The sequence below is a fragment of the Caballeronia sp. LZ034LL genome, from assembly GCF_031451215.1.
GTDB lineage: Bacteria > Pseudomonadota > Gammaproteobacteria > Burkholderiales > Burkholderiaceae > Caballeronia.
Genome location: NZ_JARUXR010000002.1, coordinates 353,219 through 379,979, shown reverse-complemented (window position 1 = coordinate 379,979; position 26,761 = coordinate 353,219). Strand labels below are relative to the sequence as shown.

The following is a 26,761-nucleotide window of genomic DNA, read 5'->3' as shown; positions in this document are numbered from 1 at the left end:
CGTCGCGCGCAGGTCATGCTGAATGCTGAACACGTCATCGACGTGACGAGACGGTGTGAAATTCTGGCGCGCTACCGTCTCGACATCGACACTATACAAGAATGATTCGCATTTGCAAGCCTTGACACAGTTTATGTCTTGCTTTCAAAAAGCCGACGTGCTAATCCCCTGCGCCGGAGAAATTCGTCATGTGGCTGACACGGATTTGCGCAGCGTCAGCGCGATCAGATAAGGCCCGCCGATAAGCGTAGCGACCAGACCCGCGGGCATTTCCTCGGGGAACATGAGCTGGCGGCCGAGCCATTCTGCGAAGCCCATCAGCAGCGCACCGAAGATCGCGGCGACGAAGATCTGCACGCCGGGACGGCGCGCGCCCGAATAGCGCGCGACATGCGGCGCGATCAGCCCGACGAACGACAACGGTCCGACAATCAACGTCGATGCCGCCGTCAGCAGCGCCGCCACGATCAGGATGGCAAAGCGCGCGCGCGTGACGGGCACGCCGAGTCCTTCGGCCATGTGGGTGCCGAGTCCGAGCGCCTCCAGCCAGCGCGACAGCAGCGGCGCGAGCGCCAGCCCGAGCACCGCGATGGCGGCGGCCGTGTAGGCGGACGATGCTTCGACGTAATAGGTCGAGCCGATGATGAAGTTCATCAGCATGCCGCCGCGCGGGTCGCCGCTTGCGAGCAGCGCGCCCACCACGGCCTGGAACAGCGCGCTGATGGCCACGCCGATCAGCAGGAGCCGTTCGGGCGCGAACGCGGCCTTCGATCCGAGCCACAGCAGCAGCGCCAGCGTGACGATCGCGCCGGCGAGGCAGCCGGCGAACAGCACGCCCGGCGACGGCGTCAAACCCGCGAACAACACGACCACGATGCCGAGCGCCCCGCCCGAACTCACGCCGAGCAGGTCGGGGCTGGCCATCGGATTGGCGGTGACGCGCTGGATCAGCGTGCCCGCGACCGCGAGCAGCACGCCCGCCGCGAGCGCGGCGACGGTATGCGGCAGGCGCCAGAACATCAGCGCGTCGAGATCGCTGCGGCTGGCGAAGCGCCAGCCGTCGAGTCCGCGCGACACACAGAACGACAGCACCAGCACCGCCACGAGCGCGGCGCACGCCCACGGCAGGCGGCGCTCCAGCTTCGCGGGCGGCGCATGCGCGACGGCCGCCGCATGCAGGTCCGGCTGGGTGCGCAGACGCGGCAGCAGCGCGAGCAGCAGCGGCACGCCGAGCAAGGAGGTGACAGTGCCGGTCGGCACCAGATGCGCCGAGAATAGTTCGCCCGATGCAATCACGCGGACGATTTCATCGGTGCACCAGAGCAGCACGGCGCCGAGACACGGCGCCCAGATGAGCCGCTGACGCAGCCGCCGCGCGCCCGCGAGCCGCGCGAGCGTCGGCGCCGCCAGTCCGACGAAGCCGATCACGCCCACCGCCGACACCACGCATGCGGTCAGCACCACGGCGATCAGCAAGGCCGCGAATCGCGTGCGCTGCAACGCGATGCCGAGTCCCTGCACGGTCGAGTCGCCGGCCTCGAACACGCCGAGCGGACGCAGCATGAAGGCCGTCAGCACGAAGCACCCGAGCACGCCGACGAACAACCGCGTGCTCTCGTGCCAGCCGGTCTGGTCGAGCGCGCCGCCGCCCCAGATCATCAGGCCGCGCATCAGGTCGAAGTGCGCGAGCGTGATGCCGAGCGCAATCGCGCCGCAATAGAGATTGACGATCATGCCCGACAGGATCACCGCCAGCGACGACATCCGCTGCCGCCACGCGAGCGCGAACACGAGCGTCATCGCCAGCGCGCCGCCGCCGAGCGCGACGGCCATGCGTCCGCTCGCCAGCAGCGAAGGCGCCCACAGCTCGGCGAGCATCAGCGCGAGATAGGCGCCGGGGAAGATGCCAAGCGTCATCGGCTCCGCGAGCGGATTGCGCAGCACCTGCTGTGCGAGCGTGCCGGCCAACGCGAGCGCGCTGCCGCATAGCAGCGTCATGGCGATGCGCGGCAACATGCTGTCGCGCACCAGCACCTGATGCAGGTCGGTGCGGTCGGGCGTGAAGAGCGTCGACCAGAACGATGCGCCGCTCAGTTCGCCGTGGATGCCGGCAATCGACAGGCACAACGCAACCAGCCCTAGCACGCCGACCAGCGCCACGCGGAAATCGCGGGGCGCGCGCGGTCCGGATACCGCCGTCATGTCACGCGACACCGCCGCCTCCCGCCGCAATCAGGGTGAGGGCGTCGTCGATGGCGTGCGCGAAGCGCTGCATCGACACGAGGCCGCCGTAGGGCGCGATTACCGGGAGCTTGGCGACGCGCTTCGAACGCACCGCCGGCAGCGCCTGCCAGATCTCATTCGAGCCCAGCTGCGCGACGACCGGCGCCGCCACCGGCCCGACCAGCAGCAGGCTCGCCTGCTGTACTTCCACCAGCCGTTGCAGGGGCACCATCGCCGCGCCCACCTGCGTGGCCCACACGCGGCCGCCCGTCGGCGGATTCACGGCGTTGACGACACCGAGTTTCGTGAGCATCGCATCGAAGAGACTGCCCTGGCCGTAGACGCGCAGATGCCGGTCGTCGACCAGATCCGCGACGATCACCGGCGCCGCGGTCAACTCGGGCCGCGCGCCGATCCGCGCCCGCACCGCATCCGCCGTGCGCTGCGCATCGCCGATCAGCGCAGCTGCGCGTGCCGGAAGTTGCAGACGCGTGGCCAGTTCGGCGGTTTCGGCGCACAAGGCGGCGTATGGCGCGGGGTTCGACATGTACGTGCCGAGCGTGATGGTCGGCGCGAGACGCTCCAGCGACGGTTTCGCCGGCGCGTGTTCGACCGTGATGACGAACAGGTCGGGGTCGAGCATGCGCAGCACGTCGAAGTTCGGCTGATAGAGCAAGCCGATATCGGCGACGCCCTGCGGCAGCGGCGGCTGCACGATGGTCGTGCGATACCAGTCCGGCAACGACGTCCCGACCGGCGCGACGCCCAGCGCCAGCAGCGTTTCGGTCAGTTCCCAGTTCATCGTGACGATGCGGCGCGGCGTGTTGACGTCAGCGGCAAAGACGGACGGCGCGGCCAGCCCCGCCGTCATGGCAAGCGCCGTCGCGAGCCAGCGACGACGATTCGATGCAACGCGCTTCATCGCGGGAATCCGATCAGATGACCGCTGACGGCATCGGTCATGACGCCCATCGGCACGCCGTAGATGGCTTGCAGCACATCGGGACGCATGGTCTCGGCCGGGCTGGTCTGCATCAGCAGCTTGCCGCCGCGCAATGAGACGAGCTGCGTGCAGAAACGCGTCGCCATGTTGACGTCGTGCAGCACGATCACCGCCGTCATGCCGCGCTCGTCGCACAGCTTGCGCACGAGGCCGAGCACTTCGAGCTGATGGCTGATGTCGAGCGCCGAAGTCGGCTCGTCGAGCAGCACGCAGCGACTGTTCTGCGCGATCAGCATCGCGAGCCACACGCGCTGGCGCTCGCCGCCCGAGAGACTGTCGACGGGCCGGTCGGCGTAATGCGCGACATCGGTCCAGGTCATCGCCTCGTCCACCAGCCGCTGGTCCTGCGCCGTGAAGCGCCCGAGCGCGCCATGCCACGGATAGCGGCCGAGCGCGACGAGTTCGCGGACCAGCAGGCCGTCGGTGGCCGGCGTGTATTGCGGCAGATGCGCGACCTGCTGCGCGAAGCTGCGGTGCGGCCAGCTGGCGAGCCGCTCGCCGCCGAACTCGATGGCGCCGCGCGTCGGCTGATGGAGCCGCGCGAGCAGCCGGATCAGCGAGGTCTTGCCCGAGCCGTTATGGCCGATCAGCCCGACCACCTCGCCCGTGCCGATGCTGAGCGAAATGTCGTGCAGCAGTTGCTTGCCGCCGATTTCGAAATCGACGTTCGACAGCGTGTAGAGAGCGTCTTCCGTTGTGTGCTGCATGACCCGATGTTGCCTTTTCGATGGTGGGAACCGCGGCCTTGGCGCGCCGCTGTGTTTTGGTAGGTTCAAACGGAGCCGGCGATCCCGCGCAAGCGTTCCACGACGCTCGCATGCAAGGCCGGATGATGGACGATGGCGCTGTGCGTCGCATCGATGCCGATCTCCTCGACTGCCGCGCTCGTGTACGGCCGCCAGTCGCGCTTGCGCTCGGCGGAGGTATCGCGCGTGGCGCGCCAGAACGTCACCGGCACGTCGATGCGCGGCAGCGCGTGTGCCAGCCGCAAACGGTAATGCAGGTCGTCGAGCGCGGCGGTGCGGTCAAACAGCGCACGCAGGCGCGCGCCGTCCGGCTGGGCGTCGAGCCAGGCGGACAGGGGATCGCCTGCTTCGGCGGCTTCCGGGAGATCGCTCGTGTGCGTCGCCGTATCGAGCAGGCCGAGAAAATCGACTTCATGGCCGCGCGCACGCAACAGTCCGGCCACGCTCAGCGCGAGCCGTCCGCCGAACGACCAGCCCAGCAGACGGAACGGCCCCGCGCGTTGCACGCCGAGCATCTGCTCGACGCAGGTTTCGGCGAGCGCTTCGAAGGAATCCGCGTTTTGGAAGTGCTCGTCGGCGAAACCCGGCGAACGCAGCGCGATCACCGACGCCACGCCTTGCAGCGCCGCGCCGAGAAAGCGGTATTCGCCGACCATCCCGAAGCCCGGATAGAAGCAGAACAGCGTGAGCGGCGCACCGCTTGCGTTGAGCGGCTGCACGCATGCATCCGCCGACGGGCACAGCATCGCCTCGGTGATGAAGCGTTGACGCCAGAGCTCGAAGGCTTGCTGATTGTCGTCGTCCGTGGCGACGGAGGCGCTCTGCGTGAGTCCGTCGAACAAGGGCAACGCAACGGCGCGCGCAGTCACGGCGACGCCGCTGTCCGCGTCGTCGGCCAGCGTGCGTACGTGCGCGTCGAAACTCGCGACGATGCGTTCTAGCCGCTCCTCGTCGATTACCGATGCCGCCGCGCTCCAGTCCACCTTCAGGCAGCCGTCCGCGATCAGGCCGTTCAGGTCGAGCACATGACGCGGCCCGGCGGCCACGCTGCCGCGCGTGCCATGGCCGCTGTCCTCCGCCGCGAACGCGAAACGCCCTTCGCTCAGGCGTTCCTCGAAGCGGCCCAGATAGTTGAAGCCGATGGTCGTCGGCGACAGCGCGGCGAGCGTCGTGCGCGTCTGCGACGTGCCGGCGTAGCGGAACAGGTTGTAGTGCAGGCCATCGGCGGGCACGGCGCGCAGGGCCGATGCCAGCGCACGCCGCGTCGCGCGCGGATGGTCGAGTGCGGTCACGCGCAACGGAAACTGCGTCGTGAACCAGCCGACCGTGCGGCTCAAGTCGAGACCCGCGACGCGCTCGGTCCGGCCATGCCCTTCCATCTCGACCACCACCGGCAGCGCCGGCAGATGCTCGGCGCAGGCATGCGCGAGCGCGGCGAGCAGCACTTCGTCGATGCGCGCGCCCGTGCCGGTCAGACGTCGCGTGGATGCTGCATCGAGGGTCCAGTCGAGATGACGGGTGGCGTCGTCTTGTGGCGTAGCGAAAGAAGTGTCGTGGCCCAGCTGCGCCTGCCACCACGCCAGCTCGCTCAAGTGTTCCGGCAAGCGCGCGTAGTCGGCGAGTGCGGCGTTCCACTGCGCCCAGCTCGTGGACGGCGCGGGCAAAGCCGCATCGCCGCCGGGCGTGCGCGCGGCTTCGTAGGCTGTCATCAGGTCATCGAGCAGGATGCGCCACGACACGCCATCGACGACCAGGTGATGAACCGCGATCAGCAAGCGCGAGCCGTCCGGCGTCGCGATACACGCGGCCCGCAACAGCGGACCGTTATTCAGATCGAGACTGTCATGCACGCGTTCGGCGATGGCTTCGATGCGCGCCGCCGGATCGGCCGAAGCGCGCAGGTCTTCGACGATCAACGCATCCGAGGCCAGCGCGCCCGCCGACGACGCCGCTTCGATCGTCTGCGTCCACACCTGCCGCGCCGCATCGAAACGGAAGCGCGCCCGCAACGCGTCGTGCGCTTCGATCAGCGCCGCGAGCGCCGTGCGCAACGCGTCGGCGTCGAGCGCTTCGGTTGCGCGCAGGAGCACCGCCTGATTCCAGCGCGACGGCGCAGCCGGGAAGCGTTCGAAGAACCAGTGCTGCATCGGGGCGAGCGGCGCATCGAGCGGGCCGCTGGGGGTCTGTGCGGCGGCCGCTTGTGTATCGGCCGGACGGGCGACGCGTGCCAGCAGGCGCACCGTCGGATGCTCGAACACCTGGCGCGCCGTCACCACCCATCCGGCGCCACGCGCCTGGGCGATCACCCGCAGGCTCGAAATCGAGTCGCCGCCGAGTTCGAAGAAATGATCGGTCACGCCGATATCCTCGCGCCCCAGCACGGTCTGCCAGACGGCCAGCAAGGCCGTCTCGACGATGCCCTCCGGCGCGGCGGAGCCGGTCTCCAGCAGCGCATCCGGGTCGGGCAGCGCGCGGCGGTCCAGCTTGCCGTTGGGCAGCGTGGGCAGTGCATCGAGCCGCATGCACGCGGACGGCACGTGCGACGCCGGCAAGGTCGCGGCGAGCGCGGCGCGCACGTCATCGGCCTCGATGGCGGCGCCTGACAAGGCCGTGAAATACGCGACGAGCCGCTTGCGCGTACCCTCGCCGCGCACCTCGGCAATCGCTTCGCGCACACCGTCGATACGGCGCAGCGCCACTTCGATTTCACCCAGTTCGATGCGATGCCCGCGCAGCTTCACCTGTTGATCGATACGGCCGAGAAAGTCGATCACGCCATCGGTCCGCGCGCGGCACAGGTCGCCGCTGCGATACACGCGCGTACCGGGCGCACCGTACGGGTCCGGCACGAAACGATCGGCGGTGAGCGCGGCGCGGCCGAGATAGCCCTGCGCGAGCGTCGCGCCGCCGATGCACAGTTCGCCCGGCGCACCGGGGGGCGCGCGATTGCCGTCGGCATCGGCGACATAGGCGTGACGCGACGGATAGCAGCGCCCGATCGCGACGATTGCATGATGCGTGTCGTCGCGCGTCACCGGATGATGCATGCACGCGACGGTGGTTTCGGTCGGACCGTAGAGATTGTCGATGGCGACGTGCGCGAGCGGTCCTTCGTACCAGCGTTGCAGCGCGTCGCCGGGCAGGCCTTCGCCGCCCACGGTGATCTGCCGCAGCGCGATGCGTTCGGCCGGCGGCAGCGCGATGCGCCATTGCTGCCAGAGCGCGGTGGGAATGCGCGCGAAGGTCACGCGCTCGTCGATCAGCGTGCGGTTCAGCGTGTCGAGTTCCCACGCACGCGGGCCGCGCATCACGACGCGTCCGCCCATGATGAGCGCGGGCAGCAGCTCGTGCAGCGCGACATCGAAATTGATGGTCGACGATTGCAGCACGACATCCGTGTCCGCGATGCGGTGATCGTGCAGGAAGTCGTCGAGATGCAGCGTGAGCGAGCGATGCGAGATAGCGACGCCCTTCGGCGTGCCCGTCGAGCCCGAGGTGTAGATCACGTAGGCGAGTGCGTCGGGGGCGACGGTCCATGCAGGCGTCGCGGCCGGCGCTGTGTCTGTGTCTGTGTCTGTGTCATGAGCAGCCTGCGCGCAGAGGGCGCGCTGCGCCGCGAGCAGATCGCGCCAGCGTTCGCGCGTGGCCGGATCGACGACGATGCGTTCGAGCCGCGCATCGTCGATCATCGCGCGCAGACGCGCTTCCGGGTATTCGGGATCGAGCGGCACGAACGCGCCGCCCGCCTTCAGCACGCCGAGCAGCGCCGCCGGCAGCGCCAGCGAACGTTCGAGCAGCAGGCCGACGCGCTCGCCCGGCTTGATTCCGTCGACGCGCAATGCCAGCGCGATGCGGTCCGCCCAGGCATCGAGCGCCGCGTAGGTCAGCGACTCGCCTTCGCAACGCAGCGCATCGCGCGTCGGGCATGCGCGCGCCCGCTGGGCAATGCGCAGGTGAACTGGCTCGGTGCTGCGGGCGATGTCATCGGCGTGTGTTTCCGGCGTGCGTTGCACGGCCAGGTCGCCGATACGGCACGCCGGCTGCGCCGCGACCCGTTCGACGAGCGCCGCGAAATCGTCCAGCATGCGCTGCGCGGTCGCGGCGACGAAACGATCCTGCGCATAGGTCAGCGCCAGTTCCACGGGCTGGCCCGCGCCCCGGTCCCGCGCGTTCAACGCGAGGTCGAAGCGCGCGGTGACGGCGGCATCCGCGATCGACTCGACGCGCAGTCCACCTGTATCGCCGGCGATGACGTCCTGCGGCGCATCCACGGCGAGATCGAACATCACCTGGAACAGCGGCGAGCTATCGAGATTGCGCTCGACACCCAGCGCCTCCACCAGCCTCGCGAACGGCACGTCCTGATGCGCCTGCGCTTCGAGCACGCGGTCGTGCAGATCGCTGAGCATCGTGTCGAAAGTCTGCGCGGGTTCGAGATCCGCACGCACGATCAGCGTGTTGACGAAGAAGCCGACCAGATGCTCCAGCTCGCTGCGCGCACGCCCCGCCGCCGGCACGCCGACCACGACCGTGCGCTGCCCCGAATAGCGATACAGCAGCACGTCGAACACGCCGAGCAGCACCGTGAACAGCGTCGTGCGCCGCTCGCGCGCAATGCGCCGCGCGACATCGGCCAGGTCCGCGCGCAGCGTCAGCCGCGCCAGACCGCCATCGTGAGAGCGCGTCGCGCGCGGCGGGACATCGCGCGGCAAGGTCAGCGCGGCGGGAGCGCCGTCGAGCCGCGTGCGCCAGTAGTCCAGGTGTCGGGCGAGCGCGTCGTCAGCGCTCCATTCGCGCTGCCACAGCGCGTAGTCCGTCATCTGCACGGGCAACGGCGGCAGCCCTGCTCCGCTCTCTCCGCTCTCGTCGCGATACAGCGTCAGCAGGTCGCGGAACAGGACCTGCATCGACCACGCATCCGCAACGATGTGATGCACGACCAGTTGCAGCACGCACTGCTCGTCGCCAGTCTCGAACAGCCCGACCCGCAGCAGGGGCCCGCGCGTCAGGTCGAACGGCTCGCACGCGAACGCGCTTAGCACCGCGCCTTCATCTTCGATGCGCGTCCGCACGAGAGCACATTCGGCGTCTTCGGCGGCGTATTGCATCGGCACGCCGTCCTGCGCGTCGAAGCGCAGGCGCATGGCTTCGTGACGCCGCACCAGTTGTGCGAGCGCGCGTTGCAGCGCGGCGACGTCGAGCGCACCCGACAGCCGCAGCGCATGTGCGATGTGATAGCCCGCGTGATCCGGATCGAGACACCACAGGAACCACAGCCGCTCCTGCGCGGGCAGCAGCGGAAAGCGCGCGGGACGCGGCGCGAGCGGCACGACCGGCAGCGCGCCCGCGTCGAGGCCCTGGGCGCGTGCACGCGCCCGGAACAGCGCGCGCTTGTCCTCGGCGAGCAACGCGTATTGCTGCGCGAGGCGCAAGGCGTCGGGGCGGCGCGGAGCTTCGGTGGCGCGGGGAGTATCGAGCGTGTCGGTCATAGCGAATCCATCAGGTCCTGCAACGCATCGAGCGTGTCCGCGCCGGAAGCACCGGCGGCGGGGGCATCGCGATCCAGCCTCGCGGCCAGATCCGCGAGCACGGGATGCTCGAACAGCAGCGTCAGTTCGATCTTGCGGCCCAGCGCCTCGCCGGCACGCGACGCCACGCGCACGGCCAGCAGCGAGTGACCGCCGAGCACGAAGAAATCGTCATCCAGCCCGACGCGCTCTACGCCGAGCACCTCGGTCCAGATCTCGCACAGCAGCGTCTCGGTGGCGGTCACAGGCGGCCGGTAGCCATCCTTCGACGTCGCGCTCAGCAGCGGCAGCGCCTTGCGATCGAGCTTGCCGTTCGCGGTGAGCGGCAGCGCGTCGAGCCTTTCGATCTGCGCGGGCACCTGCTGCGGCGGCAGACGGTTCGCGAGCAGCGCCCGCAATGCGCCCGGCTCCGCGTGGCCCGTCACGAACGCGACGAGCCGACGCGCCGTGCCTTCGCCCTGCACCTGGCACACGGCGTCGTCGACGCCGTCGAGCGCACGCAGCGCCGCTTCCGTGTCGCCCAGTTCGATGCGGAATCCGCGCAGCTTGGTCTGCTGGTCGGCGCGGCCGAGATAGTCGAGCTGACCGTTGCGACGCACGCGACACAGATCGCCGGTGCGGTACAGGCGCGCACCGGGCGCACCGTGCGGATCCGGCACGAAGCGCTCGGCGGTGAGCCCCGCGCGCCGCGTGTAGCCACGCGCCAGATTGTCCCCGCCGATGCACAACTCGCCGACACCGTTCTCCGGCACCGGATTGCCATCGGCATCGAGCACCATCAGGGACGTGTGTTCGAGCGGCGCGCCGAGCGTGACCGGCGTGCCCGCCGCCAGCGGCGCGGCGCTCGACCAGATGGTCGTTTCAGTCGGCCCGTAGAGGTTCCACAAGCTCACGCCGCGCGCATGCAGCGCGGCGGCGAGATCGGCGGGCAGCGCTTCGCCGCCGCACAGCGCGCGCAACGGCGCGGCGCGCTGGCCTTGCCAGCCGCCGTCGAGCAACACGCGCCAGCCCATCGGCGTGGCCTGCATCACGCTCGCCTTCGACGCCTCCAGCAGCGCCGCCAGCCGCCTGCCGTCCGCAATCGTCTCGCGGGTGGCGAGTTCCACTGTCGCGCCCGTGAGCAGCGGCAGATACAGCTCCAGCGCGGCGATATCGAAGGACAGCGTGGTCACGGCGAGCCACACGTCATCGGTGTGCAAGCACAGGCGCGTCTGCATGCTGTCGAGGAAACGCGTCAGCGCGCCGTGCGGAACCGCGACGCCCTTCGGCTTGCCCGTCGAGCCCGAGGTGTAGATCACGTAGGCAAGTTGCCCGGCGTGAACCGGCGCCAGCGTTTCGACAGGGCCGGGCGCGTCGTCGTCGCGTTCGACTGCAATCAGCGCGTGATCGCCTGCGATTTCCGCGAGCCGGTCGCGGCCGGCGGCATCGGTGACGATGCAGGCAAGCTGCGCATCGTCGGTCATCACGGCCAGATGCGCGACCGGATAGTTCGGATCGAGCGGCACATAGGCCGCGCCGGTCTTCATGACGGCGAGCGTCGCCACCAGCATGTGCGGCGAACGCGTAATGCACACGCCTACTCGCGCTTCGGCGCCCACGCCCTGCTGCAACAGGCGTTGCGCGAGACGGCCGGCGCGTGCATCGAGTTCGACATAAGTGAGCGTCGCGCCCTCGCAGCGCACGGCGATGGCATCCGGCGTGCGGCGCGCCTGCTCCGCGACGCGCACATGCACCGGCACGAACGCGGCATCGGCATGCGATGCGCCGCGTTGCGCGACAGCCTGCGCCGCGAGCGGCAGATCGCGCAGACGCACGGCGTCCTCGCGCACGATGCTTTCCAGCACGCCGACATAATCCCGCGCGATGCGTTCCACCGTGGCGGGATCGAAGATATCGGCGGCGTAGCTGAACGTCAGGCCCGTGCGTTCGCCGACCGACACGTTCAGGCTCAGATCGAACTGCGCCGCCGAACGCCGCGTGCCCACCGCGGACCAGCGCAGCCCCGTTCCGGCATGCCGCTCGAAGGGACTCGCGGGCACGTCGAGATTGAACATCGCCTGGAACAGCGGCGTCTGGTTGGCGGCGCGCACCGGCTGCAACATATCGACGATCTGTGCGAACGGCACATCCTGGTTCGCATGCGCCTCGAGCAAGCGTTGCCGCACTTGCGACAGCAGCGCATCGAAGCGCGCGGCACCGGACACCTCGGCGCGGATCACGGCCGTGTTCACGAAGAAGCCGATCAGCGCTTCAGTCTCCACCTGCTCACGCCCGCCGAGCGGAATGCCGACGCGAATCTCACGCTGGCCGCCATAGCGATGCAGCAGCGCCTGGAACGCCGCGAGCAGCGTCATGAACACGGTGGCGTCGTGACGGCGGGCGTAGCGTTGCACTGCATCGGCGAGCGAGGCGTCAAGCGCCGTTTCCACTTCGCCGCCGCGTGCGCTGCGCACGGCGGGACGAGGACGGTCCGCGGGCAGTTCCAGCACCGGCTGCTCGCCGCCGAGTTGCGCGCGCCAGTAGTCGAGCTGCTGGCCGAGCGCGGCGGCATCGAGCGACTCGCGCTGCCACACGGCGTAATCGGTGTACTGGACCGGCAGCGGCGCGAGCGCGGGCTTTTCCCCCGCACGCAGCGCGCCGTACACGGAGAGCAGTTCGTCGATCAGCAGGTTCATCGACCAGCCGTCCGCCGCAATGTGATGCACCGTCAACGCGAATACATGCGAGCCGTCGCCGAGCCGCGCAAGCCGCGCACGCAGCAGCGGGCCGCGCGAAAGATCGAAGGCGCGGTCCGCGCCCTCGCGCAGCCAGGCGGCGAGCGCCGGGTTCGTGTCATCGACGGCATCGGGGAACGTGGACTCGGACCACTCGGCGCCGATCGTTTCATCCACCACGAGCCACGGCGCGCCATCGCGCTCTTCGAAATGGCTATGCAGGATCTCGTGCCGCTCGACGACCGCATCGAGCGCCGCATGCAGCGCGCGCGCATCGAGAGCGCCGTCGAGCCGCACGGCGAAGGACAGGTGATAGGCGGGATTGTCGGGCGTCAGGCGCCACAGGAACCACAAACGCTCCTGGCCATGCGTCGGCCTGGCTTCCCGTCGATGCAGACGGCGCACCGGCTCGCGCGCCTGCTTCGACAGTCCGTCGAGCGCCTCGGCCAGCGCGCGCAATTGCGGATGCTCGAACAGCAGGCGCAGCGGCACTTCGCGGCCGAGCGCGCGTTGCAGCCGTGCCGCGACTTGCAGCGCCAGCAGCGAATGGCCGCCGAGCGCAAAGAAATCGTCGTGCGCGCCCACTTGCGTGCTGCCCAGCACGCTCTGCCAGATGCCCGCGAGCAGCGTTTCCGTGCCGTCGGCGGGCGCGACATGGCCCGCGTTGCGCGCGTCGATGTCGGGCAGCGCCTTGCGGTCGAGCTTGCCGTTCGGCAGGGTCGGCAAGACGTCGAGCACGGCGATGGCCGACGGCACCATGTACGCTGGCAGCATGTCCGCGAGCGCATCGCGCAATGCGGCGTCCGTCGGGCTTGCGTTGCTGGCGGGCACGACATAGCCCAGCAGCCGGCGCGCTTCCTGTTCGCCGCGCACGATCACGACCGCCTGCGCAACGCCCGGCTGCGCGCTCAGCGCGCGCTCGATCTCGCCCAGTTCGATGCGATAGCCGCGCAGCTTCACCTGCTCGTCGATGCGTCCCAGGAACGCGACGCCGCCATCCGGCAGCCAGCGGCAGAGATCGCCGGTGCGATACAGCCGCGCGCCCGGCACGCCGGCCGGATCGGGCACGAAGCGTTCGGCGGTCAGTGCAGCACGGCCGAGATAGCCGCGCGCGAGCGTCGCGCCGCCGATGCACAGTTCGCCGCTGCCGCCTTCGGGCACGGGCTCGCCGTCGGCATCGAGAATGCGATAGTGACGCGAGGCCCACGGCAGTCCCACCGGCACCGCGACGCTCTCCGCGTGCGCCGCCGTGACGGTTTCGCCGGAGGTCGTCACCGTGGCTTCGGTCGGACCGTAGGTGTTCACCAGCGTCAGGCCGCCGAGCGGCCCGGCGCACCATTGCGCGACCGCCGCGCCGGGCAGCGCCTCGCCGCCCACCGTCACGCGCCGCAGGACGAGGCCTGACACCTCAGCGGGCGCTTGTTGCGGCAGATGCTGGGTCCATTGCTTCCAGTAGCCGGTCGGCAGATCGGCCACCGTGATGCGCCGCTCGCGCAGCACGCGCGTGAATTCGTCCGCGCTCCACAGCGCCGGCCCGCGCACTTCCAGCGACGCGCCCGCCGCCAGCGTCGCGAACACATGTTCCACCGCGCCGTCGAAGTTGATCGTCGCGAACTGCAATGCGCGATCCGCGGCGCTCAGGCCGTTCTCCGCGATGAAGTCATCGAGATGCAGGCTCAGCGCGCCATGACTGATGCCGACGCCCTTCGGCTTGCCCGTCGAGCCCGAGGTGTAGATCACATAGGCCAGTTGTTCGGGATGCGGATCGCGGGCGTCTTCGAGTTCCGGCAAGCCGTCCGTCTGGTCGATGCGGATCGCCGGGCATGCAGTGAGTTCCGCATGCAGCGCGTGCGTGCCCGCATCGGTGACGAGCGCGGCGAGTTGCGCATCGTCGATCATGTCGCGCAGGCGTTCGCGCGGATACGCCGGGTCGAGCGGCACATAGGCCGCGCCCGCCTTCATCACGCCGAGCAGCGCCGCGATCATGCCCGCCGAGCGCCCGACCAGCACGCCGACGCGCCCCTCGCGCCGCACGCCTTCAGCGTCGAGCCGCGCCGCGATCCGGTTCGACCACGCGTGCAATTCACGATACGTCAGCGAGACGCCATCGCAATGCACCGCGAGCGCCGCTCCTTGGGCGCGCACCCGTTCCTCGAAGCGCGCGATGAACGGCCGGTACGCATGCGCCGCCGTGCCTTCGGGCGCCCCGCGCCGCAGGTCGCGGCCGGGCACGCGCAGCAGGCCGAGCGTGGCGTCGCGGGAGACCGCGTCCGCGATCTGCCGCAGCAGGCTCACATAGGCGTCGCGCACCTGTTCGAGCGTCGCGTCCGGCAGACGCCGCGCGTCCCAGCTCCATTCGAGCGCAATGCGCTCGCCCGGCACGATGCCCAGCGTCAACGGGTAATGCGTGCGCTCGAACGACTCCGACGCGCTCACGCTCAGGCCGAGCGAGCCGTCGTTCAACGCGGCATCGACGGGGAAGTTCTCGAACACCAGCAGCGAATCGAACAGCACGCCGAAGCCCTGCCCGGCCCATTGCTGGATCGACGGCAGCGGCGTATGGCCGGCCTGCCGCAGTTCGACGTTGGCGGCTTGCAGGTCGCGCAGCCAGTCGGCGAGCGGCCGGTTCGACGGCACGTCCACCCACAACGGCAGACTGTTGATGAAGAGGCCCTGGATGGCATCGGCGCCGGGCAGATCGGCGGGACGTCCCGCCACCGTCACGCCGAACGCCACCTGCCGACGATTGCCGAAGCGCGCCAGCAACAGCGCCCACGCGCCCTGCACCAGCGTATTGAGCGTCACGCCGCAGACTTGTGCCGCCTGCGCCAGTGCCGCGCCGAGCGTGGCGTCGAGCCGGTCGTCGCGATGGTGGAACGCGCTGTCCGCCGCGTTTTCCGATTCGGCGATACGCGTGGCGGGCACGCTGTCCAGCAGCAACGCCGGACGATCCGCGCGCGCAATCTGGCCTCGCCACCAGACGTGCGCATCCGGCTGAGCGCGCAGCCATTCGACATACGCGCGATACGGCACGACCGGATCCAGCACGAGCGGCTCGCCCCGGCTCGCCGCCCGGTAGGCGTGGCCTAGTTCGCTCAGCAGGCGCGCGCTGCTCCAGCCGTCCGCGAGCGCGTGATGGTTGATCCACGCGAGATCGTGCGCGCCGTCCGGACGCCGGAACAGCGCGACGTGCAGCAACGGCGCGGCGTCGAGGTCGATCAGTTCCGGCGCGCGATGCTCGAACCAGTCGGTAAAGGCGGCTTCGTAATCGTCGCGGCTGCGCCAGTCGTGCACCGCGAAGAACGGCTGCACCTTCGCCTGCACGACCTGCAACATGTCGCCGCCATGCGCGCGCGTGAAGCGCGTGCGCAGCACCGCATGCCGCGCGACGACGGCATCCCAGGCCGCGCGCATTGCGTCGATGTCGAGCGCGCCGTGCAGCGTCAGGCGCTTGCGGTTCACGTAGGCGTCGCGCTTCAGCAGGCTGTGGAACACCAGGCCTTGCTGAAGCGGCGTCGCGGGATAGAGGTCCTCGATTTCATCCGGCGCGATGCCGAGCGCATCGAACTCGTCCTGAGTGAGCGCGGCCAGCGGGAAATCGCTGGCGGTGGCGCGCGGCGACGTAGCGGCGCAATGCGCGACGAGCTGCGCGACTTCAGCATCGAAGGCTTGCTTGAGGGCTTCAACTTGAGCCTGCGGCAGCACCGCCGGATCGTAGCGCCAGCCGAACGACAAACAGCCATCGACGATCATGCCGTTCAGATCCAGCGGATACACCAGCGCTTCGTCGTCGGGTTGCGGATCGCCGGCGTTTTCCGTCGCGAAGCTGAAGGCGCCATCGGCGGCGAGGTTCTGGTCGAACTGGCCGAGGTAGTTGAAGCTCACGCCCGGTACCGGCAGGTCTGCGAGTGCGGCGGTGTTCTCGCCATAAGCGTGCAGCCAGCCCCACGACGCGCCGCCGTCCGGCAGCGTACGCAGACGTTCCTTCGTCGCGATGAGCGTGGCTGCATCGTCGGAATGCGCGCGCAGCCAGACCGGATAGCGCGTCGTGAACCAGCCGACCGTGCGGCTCAGGTCCACATCGTCACGCGCGGCGGCATCGCGGCCATGGCCTTCCAGCGCGATCAACGCGCCCGCGCCGCCGAACACCGTCGTCATCGCGCGCGTCAGCGCGGCCAGCAACAACTCGTCGATACCCAGCCGGTACGCGCGCGGCGCGGCGCGGCGCAAGGCATCGGTGGCGGCGGCGTCGAGACGCCAGTCGAGCACGCGGCTCGTGGCCGTCGTGCCCTGCGCGGGCGCGAGCGTCCGCCGGGCGTCGCGCAGCACGTCGAGCCAGGCGGGCAAGGCTGCTTGCAGCTTCTCGTCGGTGATCGACTCGCGCTGGGTGACGACCCACGCGCTCCACGGCGTCGCGGCTTCCACCACCGGTTCGCGGTTCGCACGCGCGGCGCCGTAGGCCGTCTCGATGTCGCGCAGCAGAATGCGCCACGACACGCCATCGACGACGAGGTGATGGATCACCAGCAGCAGTCGGCCGCTCTCCGGGGTCCGGAAATACGTGGCCTGCAACACGCGGCCCGCCTGCGGGTCCAGTTGCCGCTGCGCGTGCTGCGCCTGCGCAGTCAACGCGGCGCGCCAGTCGGACGCGTGATCGCGCAGGTCGTGTTGCTTCAGCAGATCGGCCGGCACTGTCGCGCTCACTTCCTGAAGCCAGCCTTCGGGATGCGGTTCGAAACGCAGCCGCAATGCATCGTGACGCGCCACCACCGCTTGCAGCGCGCGTTCGAGCGCGGTCGTGTCCAGTTCGCCGCGCACGTGCAGCAGCACCGACTGGTTCCAGTGCCGCTCGCCCTGCGGATGACGCTCGAAGAACCACGACTGGATCGGCGTGAGCGGCAACGGTTCGACGATCTCCGCCGCTACCGCCTGACTCTCCAGCGGCTGCATCACGGCGGCGAGACGCGCGACGGTCGGATGTTCGAAGACCTGTCGCGGCGTCACCAGCCAGCCCTGCGCGCGCGCCCGCGCGATCAGTTGCAGGCTCAGGATCGAATCGCCGCCGACCGCGAAGAAATCATCGTCCACGCCGAGATCGTCGCGGCCCAGCACCGCCGCCCACAGCGCGAGCACGATGCGCTCCGCCTCGTTGCGCGGCGCGATGCGCTCGCCCTGCGCGACCAGCGCAACCGGCGGCAGCGCGGCCCGGTCCACTTTGCCGTTCTGCATGACCGGGAGCGCGTCGAGCACGGCGATCGCCGACGGCACCATCGCGGCCGGCAGTTCCTGCGCCAGCGCGCGTCGCAGTGCGGCGTCGTCGAGTTGCTGCTTGCCCACCACGTACGCGACCAGATGCGGCGCACCGGAATCCGTGACCAGCACGACGACCGCACTCGCCACGCCCGGCTGACGGCGCAACGCGGCCTCGATCTCGCCCGGCTCGATACGGATGCCGCGCAGCTTGATCTGCTGATCCAGCCGTCCCAGAAAATCGATCGCGCCATCCGCACGCATCCGGCACAGATCGCCGGTGCGATACAGGCGCGCGCCCGGCTCGGACGGATCGGGCACGAAGCGCTCGGCCGTCAGCGCGGGCCGGTCGAGATAGCCGCGCGCGAGCGTATGTCCGCCGATGCACAACTCGCCCAGCGCGCCGACCGGCGCTTCGTTGCCGTCGCGGTCCAGCACGCGCGCCGTGCGCGATGCATACGGCACGCCGATCGACACCACCGCCTGCGTGACGTCGCTGGCCGTGGTCGCGCGGAACATGCAGGCGACGGTGGTTTCAGTCGGGCCGTACAGATTGGCCAGCCCGATGTGTCCGAGCGGCCCGCTGCGCCATTGCGCGAGCGCGTCGCCCGGCAGGCCCTCGCCGCCGACCGTGATCTGCCGCAGCGCCGCGAGCGCCTCGGGCGCCGGCGGCGAGCGCAGCCATTGCTGCCAATACGCCGTGGGTAAGCGCGAAAACGTGACGCGCGCGTCGATCAGATGACGGCTCGTCGTGTCGATGTCCCACGCCTGCTGGCCGCGCATTTCCACCTTGCCGCCACGCAGCAGCGCGGGCAGCAACTCGTGGAGCGCGACATCGAAATTGATGGTCGACGATTGCAGCACCGTATCGTCCGCGCTGATCGCGTGCGCCGCCATGAAGTCGTCGAGGTGCGACGCAAACGCGCCGTGGCTGATGGCGACCCCCTTCGGCCGTCCCGTCGAGCCGGACGTGTAGATCACGTAGGCGAGTTGCTCCGGATGCGGCGCGATGGCGTTGAAAACCGGCGTGCTCGAAGCGTCAGACGGACGCACGCCCACGTCGAGCGCCACGCGCCCCGCGAACAGCGCGCCGCATTGCGCGAGCGCGGCGGCATCGGTCAGCACGACGCGCACGCCTGCATCGTCCATCATCATCGCGAGACGGTCGGCGGGATACGCGGGATCGAGCGGCACGAAGGCGCCCGGCGAACGCAAGGTGCCGAGCAGCGCCGCGACCATCGCGACGGAACGCGTCATGCAGATACCCACGCGTTCGTCGGCGCGCAGGCCCGCGTCGGCCAGCCGACGTTCGATGTCCGCCGCCCACGCGTCCAGCTCGCCGTAAGTCACGCGCTCGCCTTCGCAATGCACCGCGAGCGCATCCGGCACGCGCGCGACGCTTTGAGCGAAGCGCACCGACACCGGCTCGAAAGCTTTCTTCGGCGGCAACACGTTCTTTCCGCGCGTCAGCTCGAACGCGCCGAGCGGCCGCGCCGCATCCTCCGCGATCTGTTCGAGCAGACGCACGTAGTGATCGAGCATCTGGCCGATCAGCGCCGGATCGAACAGGTCTTCCGCGTAGACCAGCGCCACTTCCAGACCCTGCGCCCGCTCGCGGGCTTCCAGCACGAGATCGAAGCGGGCGGTGTCGGTGGCGATGTCGTGCGTCGCGACGTCGAGGCCCGGCAGGCGCAGGCTGTCGCGTTCCGTGCCGAGGTAGTTGAACATCGCCTGGAACAGCGGCGTGTGGCCGAAGCTGCGCTGCGGCTGCAAGGCTTCGACGAGCTTCGTGAACGGCAGGTCCGCGTGCGCCTGCGCTTCGAGCACGCGATCGCGCACGCGTTCGAGCAGCTGCGCGAAGGTCGCCACGCCCGCGAACTCGGTGCGCACGACCAGCGTGTTGACGAAGAAGCCGATCATGTTCGCCACTTCAGGCCGGTCGCGCCCGGCCACCGGCACGCCGACGCGGATATCCGTCTGGCCGCTGTAGCGCGCGAGCAGCAGGTCGTAGGCGGCGAGCAGCGTCATGAAGAGCGTGGCGTCGGCGGTCAGGGAGACGCGTCCGAGCGCTTTCTGCAACGCTGGCGGCGCCACCCGCGCGAGCCGCGCGCCCGCGCCGCTGCGCATGCCGGCGCGCGTGTGCGCGTGCGGCAGGTCGAGCACCGGATGATCGTTGCCGAGACACGCGCGCCAGTAGTCGAGCTGGCGCGCGAGCGTGTCTTCGTCGAACCATTCGCGCTGCCATTGCGCGTAGTCGCCGTATTGGATGCTTGCTTTGTTTGCTTTGTTCGCGATTGAAGTGCCTTCGAGCGCATCGCCATAGGCCGAGGCCAGTTCGCTCACAAACACTTCCGTCGACAAACCATCTGCCACGATGTGATGCAGTGCGAAGTGCAGAACCTGATCGTCAGGAGCGAGCCTGAACAAGCTCACGCGCAGCAGCGGGCCGCTTTCCAGATCGAACGGCAGCGCCGAACGGCGTGCCAGTTCGGCATCGAGCGACGCATCGCCGGCCAGGTCCAGCGCTTCCCAGCCGTATTCGCCCGAGCCCGTATGCTGGAACGGCACGCCGCCCGTCTCGCCGAAGCGCTGCCGCAGGATTTCATGCGCGTCCATCACGCGATCAAGCGCACGGCGCAGCGCGGCTTCGTCGAGCCTGCCGCGCAGCCGCACCGCGCCCGTCACGTTGTAGGCCGCGCTCGACGGCTCCAGACGCCACAGGAACCACAGACGCTCCTGCGCATGCGACAGCGCGAAGCGGCGCTCGTTGTCGGGGAAACGCGAGATAGGCAGACGCGCGGCGTCGAAGCCGCCGGCCTTCAGCCGCTCGCGGAACGCCGCGCGCTTGTCCGCAGGCAACGCGGCATAGGCCGCCGATATCGACAGCATTTCCTTCGACACTTCGCGGGCAATCTCAGTCATGAATAATGTGGGATCGAAAGATGAATGGCCGCGCACGCGGGGCGCCGCCGATGCGACGCCAGGGCACGGCAGTTCAGGCGCTCATCGCCACCAGCACGCGGCGCGGGCCGGCAAACGGCGCGCGGCCGTGCGACATCAGCAGGTTGTCGAGCACCAGCGCATCGCCGGCCTGCCACGGGAAGGCGAGCATCGTGTCGCGATAGACGGCGCGTATCTCGTCGAGCATGGCGGCGTCGATCGGCGTGCCGTCGCCGAAGAAGGTATTGCGCGGCAGACGGTCTTCATCGACGACGTCGAGCAAGGCCTCGCGCACCGGCTCCGGCAAGTTGGACACGTGGAACAGATGCGCCTGGTTGAACCAGACGCTTTCGCCCGTCAGCGGATGACGCAGCTCCGACTGGCAGACCTGGCGCGTGCGCAGCGCTTCGCCTTCATCGAGCCATTCGAAGTCGATGCGATGCGCGCCGCAATAGCGCTCCACCTCCGCGCGGTCCTCGGTGCCGAACACCTGCTCCCACGGCAGATCGAGGCCATTGCCATAGTTGCGCACGTACATCACGCCGTGCTCGGCGAAACGCTCGCGCAATGCCGGCGACAGACGCGCATGCACGAGGCGGCTGTCGGCGACCGGCGTCGCGCCGCCCGACTGCGCGGCGACCGTGCAGTAGAACCAGATCGAGCCGGGCCACTTGAGCGTGTAGGACTGTTCGTTATGCTGGTCGATCCATTGATCGGCGGGATATTCCGTCGACGAGTACACGTCCTTCTCGATCCGGCTGCGCGGCGTCGAGCCGAACTCGTAGGAAAGCAAAGGTTTGCCAAAACTCGCGGCAAACGCGTTGAATTGGGCGGCGTCGAGCGGCGTGAAGCCGCGCAGCAGCACGCCGCCGTACTGCAGCTTCGCCGCGTCCACCCGCGCGCGCAGCGCGGCCGGATCAGGCGCGGCAGCCTCGTCATGCGCGGGACGGATCTCCAGCACACGCGTGCCGTTCTCCTCGATCACGCGCTCGCTGAACGCCGTTTCGATATGACTGGTCATCGCATCCATGCTTCACCTCTTTCGCGCGGCTCGCCGTCCAACGGGCGCGCCCCCGCCTGCGCAAGCGCAGCGGCGACGCATTCCAGCACCGCATCCAATGCTTCATCGAGATAGAAATGGCCGCCCTCGAAGGCACGGCGCGCGAACGCACCGCGCGTCTCGTCCCGCCAGCGCAGCACGTCCTGTTCACGCACCGTGGCGGGATCGTCGCGGCCGGTAAAGACGGTGAGCCGGCAGTCGAGCGGCTCGCGGGCCTTGCCGCCTGCTATGAAAGTTCCGCACAGGTGGAAGTCGGCGCGCAGCGTGGGCAACAGGAACGCGATCAGGTCACGGTCGGCGAGAAAGGCCTCCGGCGTGCCGCCGAGCGCGCGCAGCTTGTCGATCATCCGGTCCACGCCGCACTCGAGCCAGTCCGTTTCGAGCACCCGGCAAGCCGGCCCCACCGACGCCGATGTCCCCAGCCACACCGCCTCGCCCAGGCCGCGCCCGCGCAGCGCATGCAACAGCTCCAGCCCGACCAGCGCGCCCATGCTGTGTCCGAACACGGCGAACGGCAACGCGGGATTGCGCGCCGCGCGCCAGTCCGCGCACAGGCCGTCGATCAGCGCGGGCCACTGCGTGTGCGCGGGCTGATCGCGGCGCGCGCCGTGCCCCGGCAACTCCAGCGGCACGACCTGCACCTCCGCCGGCAGCCGCTGCGACCAGCGCCGATACAACGCAGCCGTCCCGCCCGCATGCGCGAGACAGAACAGCTGCACGCGCGGCATGACGCCGGGTGCGGCGGCGAACGCCATGCGTCAGGCGGCCGGATCGGCCTGTGCCGTTGTCGCGCGGGCGGCATCCGCCTCCATCGCGCGGCGCAGGCTCAAGGGGCGCATGTCGGTCCAGACTTCATCGATATAGGCGAGGCACTCGGCCTTCTTGCCCGACTTGCCGGCCTGTCGCCAGCCCGCGGGAATCGCCTTGTAGTCCGGCCAGATGGAATACTGCTCTTCGTCGTTGATGACCACGTGAAAATTGGTGTCTTCGTCGCCCCAGCTCATCGATCGCTCCAATGGATCCGCAGCCGAGCGGCTGCCATGCGTGACGGACACAACGAAACCCTTTCGCGATCAGAAAGATCGCCAGACGATGCAAAGATGACGGGGACGGCGACACTGGACAGCCAGCATTCGCGACGCTCGGCGCACCTCGGCCCGCATCGTCATAAATGAGAATCATTGCTGTTTAGAAGCGCTACTCTGAGCGTTGCGCCCGTCTTTGTCAAGCTGACGCGCGGTTCGTCAAAACACGCAATTGCCTTGTAAGCGGTCCGTAAAACGTCGGAAGTGAAGGCAAATCTTCACCTTCACCAAATGCGAATCGTTTGCGTTTAGTGTCGAGTTCGGCCATCATGACGGCGGTCAAAACCCGCCCGAACTCGCGATGAACTCGCCTATTCCGAACGCTGCTCTCACCGCAGAACCTACCGATCGCGCGCAGACCGTGCTTGCTTCGCTGCTGTCGCGCCAGTCGCACTGGCCGCTCGCCGAGCCGGGCCCGGACGATGCCGAACTCGCGCAAATCTTCGATGCCGCGTTGCGCGCGCCGGACCATGCGCGCTTGCGTCCGTGGCGCTTCGTGCTGGTGCGCGGCGACGCGCGCGGCGCGCTCGGCGACGTGCTGGTGGACCTCGCCTGCGCCCGCACGCCGGAGGAGCCGCGCTCGGCGCATGCTCACCGGCGGCAGAAGGCGTTTGCGGCGCCGGTGGTGATCGCGCTGGGCGCGGCCATCGATGAAACTTCGCACGTCCCGGAGATCGAGCAGCTGATGTCGGTCGGCGCGGCGACGATGAACCTGCTGAACGCCATTCACGCGCTCGGCTACGGCGGCTTCTGGGCCACCGGCGACGATACCTACGAACCCGCGATGCACGCGGCGCTGGGCTTCGGCGCGTCGGAACGCTTGCTGGGCTTCCTGTTCGTCGGCACGCCGAAGCGCTCGTCCGAACGGCCGCCGGCGCGTCCCGAGCGCGCAGAGTTCGTGCGTGAACTGACCGTGCCCGCCGCCGCGTCCTGACACGCTCGAAGTCCTGCAGCGGCAGCTCCTTAAAAGAATCAGTGTCGTGCGGCGTTGCGCCAGCAGAACGCATGCCGCCGGCTCGAAACTGCATCGATGAGACACGCCATCAAAGCCTCCCCACGGGCCCTTGCTCTGCTCGCCGTCGCGCTGCTCGTGCTGCTCACGTTGTGGGCGCTGCTGTTCAGGACGGTCGAGCACGTCGATACCGTCGCGATCTCGCGCGGCGACATCCAGTTGAGCGTCACCGCGCTCGGCACCTTGCAGCCGCACAGTTACGTCGATATCGGCGCGCAGGCTTCGGGCGAAATCCGCCGCATCACGGTGCAGCCGGGCGATACCGTGAAGAAGGGCCAACTGCTGGTCGAGATCGATCCGAGCGTGCAGCAGGCCCGCTACGACGTCGATGCCTCCGCGCTCAAGAGCCTGCGCGCGCGCCTCGAAGGCGAGCAGGCGAAACTTGCGTTCGCGCAGCATCAGTACGAACGCCAGCGCCGCATGATGTCGGAAGGCTCGACGCGCGAGGAAGACCTGCAAAGCGCGTTGTCGGCGTGGCAGAGCGGGCGTTCGACGGTGGCCGACCTGACCGCGGAAATCGACGGCGCGCGCGCCACCTTGCAGGGCGACGAAGCCCAGCTCGGCTACACGAAAATTTACGCGCCGATGTCCGGCACCATCGTCACGCTGGATGCACGCGAAGGCCAGACGCTCAACGCCACGTATCAGACGCCGATCATCCTGCGCATCGCCGATCTCTCGACAATGACGGTCTGGACGCAAGTCTCCGAAGCGGATGTGCTGAAGGTGAAGCCCGGTATGCCGGTCTGGTTCACGACGCTCGGCGCCGACACGCGCTGGAACGGCACGGTGCGCCAGGTGCTGCCCGCGCCGCCCAACACGGCCCCGCCGAGCGGCGGCGACCAGCAGGCCGCGCCGAACGCCAACGCGATCAACACCGGCAAGGTCGTGTCCTACACGGTGTTGTTCGACGTGAAGAACCAGGACAACCAGTTGCTGCCGCAGATGAGCGCGCAGGTGTTCTTCGTCGCGCAGGAAGCGCATGACGTGCCGCTCGCGCCCTTGTCCGCGCTCACGCCGGTGGCCGGTTCGAGCGACCGCTACCAGGCGCGGGTGCTGGCGGACGGCCGGGTCGTGACGCGCGACGTGCGCGTCGGCGTGCATGACCGGCTCAACGCGGAGATCCGCTCGGGCCTCGCGCCGGGCGAGCGTCTCGTCACCGGCATCCGGCGCGTGCGCGGCGCCGACGGGAAGTTCGAATGGTGACGCCGGCATCCCCGCTGCCGCCGCATGACGCGCCGCTGATCGAACTGCGCGACGTCTGCAAGTCCTATGGCGGCGACGGCACCGAGCCGCCGGTGCAGGTGCTGCGCGGCGTGTCGCTGTCGATTGCGGCGGGCGAGTTCGTTGCGATCGTCGGCGCGTCCGGTTCGGGCAAGTCCACGCTGATGCATATCCTCGGCTGCCTCGACCGGCCGTCGTCGGGAAGTTACTGCTTCGCCGGGCGCGATGTCGCGACGCTGTCCGCCGACGAACTCGCGTGGCTGCGCCGCGAGGCCTTCGGCTTCGTGTTCCAGGGCTATCACCTGATCGCGACCGAATCGGCGCGCGAAAACGTGGAAGTGCCCGCCGTGTATTCGGGCGTGCGGCCGGAACAGCGTCGCGAGCGCGCCACCGGACTGCTCGCGCGGCTCGGGCTCGAACAGCGGCTCGATCATCGGCCGAACCAGTTGTCCGGCGGACAGCAGCAGCGCGTGTCGATTGGCCGCGCGCTGATGAACGGCGGCCACATCCTGCTCGCCGACGAACCCACCGGGGCGCTCGACTCCAAAAGCGGCACGGAAGTGATGGCGCTGCTCGCGGAACTGTCGGCGGCGGGGCACACGATCATCCTCATCACGCACGACCGGCAAGTGGCCGCGCGGGCGCATCGGTCGATCGAGATACGCGACGGCTGCATCGTCGCCGATTCGCTCGAAGGCACTGAAGACAAACCCGCCCCAAACCCCGCCGCGCTCGATGGCGCGTCGCTGTTGCGCTCGATGTCGAGCGGTTCCGCGCACACGGCGTCGTTCCTCACCGACGCGCACGAGGCCATGCGCGCCGCGTGGCGCGTTGTGTGGATCAACCGCTTCCGCACGCTGCTGACCTTGCTCGGCATCATCATCGGCGTGGCGTCGGTGATCGTGATGCTGGCGATCGGCACCGGCACGGAGCGCGAAGTGATCGCGAAGATGGCGAGCTTCGGCACCAACCGCATGTACGTGACGCCCGACGGCCCGTCCGCGCATGCGCCGGGCGGCACGCTGTCCGTCGCGGACGTCGATCTCGTCTCGCACGTACCGAACGTCGAATACGCGATGCCCTTCCTCACCGGCGGCGTCACACTGCGCTACGGCAACGCGGACACGCGCACGTCGCTGTGGGCGGTCGGCCCCGAAGGCTCGCGCGTGCTGAACTGGAAGCCGGCGCGCGGCGTGTTCTTTAACGCGGAAGACGAGCGCCGGCTCGCGACGGTCGCGCTGCTCGGCAAGCGTCTGCGCGAGAAGCTGTTCGGCCCGGCCGATCCGGTCGGCAAGTACGTGCTGGTGAACAACACGCCGTTTCTCGTGATCGGCGAACTGGAGGAGAAAGGCGCGACCTCGGGCGACGCCGATGACGACGACGTGCTCCTCATCCCCTTCTCGACCGGCAGCCGCCGCGTGCTCGGCACCACACATCTGTCGTGGATCTCGGTGCTGGTGGATCACATCGCGCAGTCGGAGCAGACCGCCACCGACATCGGGCGGGTGCTCGAAGGAGCGCATCATCTGCGCGACTTCCACGTCTACAACCGCGCGGCGTCGGTGAAGGCGCAGTCGGAGACACAGGACACGCTCACGCTGATGCTCGGGCTGATCGCGGGCATCTCGCTGCTGGTGGGCGGCATCGGCGTGATGAACATCATGCTGATGACCGTGAAGGAACGCACGCGCGAGATCGGCATCCGCATTGCGACGGGCGCGCGGCAACGCGACATCCTGCGCCAGTTCCTCACCGAAGCGACGCTGGTCTCGGGCATCGGCGGCGCGCTCGGCGTGCTGGCGGGCGTGCTGATCGGCGCGGGCTTGATTGCGGCTAGCGTGCCGGCCATCTTTTCGGTGCGCGCGATCATCGCTGCGTTCGCGTGTGCGCTGCTCACCGGCCTCGTGTTCGGCTTCATGCCGGCGCGCAAGGCCGCGCGGCTCGATCCGGTCGTGGCGCTGTCCAGCGAATGAGGA

At 69.1% G+C, this 26,761-nt stretch carries 11 protein-coding genes; 3 read left to right on the top strand and 8 right to left on the bottom strand.

The annotated features are described in order from the left end of the window. Positions 1-186 precede the first annotated feature (186 nt). From fhuB to QCE83_RS16090, 8 genes are all read right to left on the bottom strand, one after another. A complete protein-coding gene (gene fhuB / locus QCE83_RS16125) occupies positions 187-2,202 on the bottom strand; it encodes a Fe(3+)-hydroxamate ABC transporter permease FhuB (RefSeq protein ID WP_309812683.1) in 2,016 nt (671 codons plus the stop codon). A 1-nt stretch (position 2,203) separates the two neighbouring features. After that, positions 2,204-3,145, bottom strand: a complete 942-nt coding sequence (locus tag QCE83_RS16120; RefSeq protein ID WP_309812681.1) for an ABC transporter substrate-binding protein — start codon at positions 3,143-3,145, stop codon at positions 2,204-2,206. Beyond that, complete coding sequence (locus tag QCE83_RS16115) at positions 3,142-3,933, bottom strand: ATP-binding cassette domain-containing protein (RefSeq protein WP_309812680.1); 792 nt, start codon at positions 3,931-3,933, stop codon at positions 3,142-3,144. Before QCE83_RS16115 ends, QCE83_RS16120 begins: the two co-directional genes overlap by 4 nt. A 65-nt stretch (positions 3,934-3,998) precedes the next feature. After that, the gene (locus tag QCE83_RS16110) at positions 3,999-9,461 is read right to left on the bottom strand and encodes a non-ribosomal peptide synthetase (protein WP_309812678.1); all 5,463 of its coding nucleotides are present in this window, start codon (positions 9,459-9,461) and stop codon (positions 3,999-4,001) included. Next, positions 9,458-20,386, bottom strand: a complete 10,929-nt coding sequence (locus tag QCE83_RS16105) for a non-ribosomal peptide synthetase (RefSeq protein ID WP_309812676.1) — start codon at positions 20,384-20,386, stop codon at positions 9,458-9,460. The genes QCE83_RS16110 and QCE83_RS16105 overlap by 4 nt, the downstream gene beginning before the upstream one ends. Positions 20,387-20,459: 73 nt before the next feature. Continuing rightward, positions 20,460-21,434 carry a TauD/TfdA family dioxygenase gene (locus QCE83_RS16100; RefSeq protein ID WP_309812674.1) on the bottom strand — a complete coding sequence of 325 codons (975 nt, stop codon included), beginning with the start codon at positions 21,432-21,434 and terminating at the stop codon, positions 20,460-20,462. Next, positions 21,422-22,219: an alpha/beta fold hydrolase gene (locus QCE83_RS16095; RefSeq protein ID WP_309812672.1), complete on the bottom strand. Its 798-nt coding sequence runs from the start codon at positions 22,217-22,219 to the stop codon at positions 21,422-21,424. The genes QCE83_RS16100 and QCE83_RS16095 overlap by 13 nt, the downstream gene beginning before the upstream one ends. 3 nt (positions 22,220-22,222) lie before the next feature. Then, complete coding sequence (locus tag QCE83_RS16090) at positions 22,223-22,468, bottom strand: MbtH family NRPS accessory protein (RefSeq protein WP_309812671.1); 246 nt, start codon at positions 22,466-22,468, stop codon at positions 22,223-22,225. Between the two features lie 382 nt (positions 22,469-22,850). Here QCE83_RS16090 and QCE83_RS16085 point away from each other — a divergent pair, with 382 nt between their 5' ends. The 3 genes from QCE83_RS16085 to QCE83_RS16075 all read left to right on the top strand — a co-directional run bounded on the left by QCE83_RS16085 (position 22,851) and on the right by QCE83_RS16075 (position 26,758). Continuing rightward, positions 22,851-23,483 carry a nitroreductase gene (locus QCE83_RS16085; protein WP_309812670.1) on the top strand — a complete coding sequence of 211 codons (633 nt, stop codon included), beginning with the start codon at positions 22,851-22,853 and terminating at the stop codon, positions 23,481-23,483. A 96-nt stretch (positions 23,484-23,579) separates the two neighbouring features. After that, a complete protein-coding gene (locus tag QCE83_RS16080; protein ID WP_309812668.1) occupies positions 23,580-24,767 on the top strand; it encodes an efflux RND transporter periplasmic adaptor subunit in 1,188 nt (395 codons plus the stop codon). Beyond that, positions 24,761-26,758, top strand: a complete 1,998-nt coding sequence (locus QCE83_RS16075; RefSeq protein WP_309812666.1) for a MacB family efflux pump subunit — start codon at positions 24,761-24,763, stop codon at positions 26,756-26,758. Before QCE83_RS16080 ends, QCE83_RS16075 begins: the two co-directional genes overlap by 7 nt. The last annotated feature ends 3 nt before the right edge of the window (positions 26,759-26,761 follow it).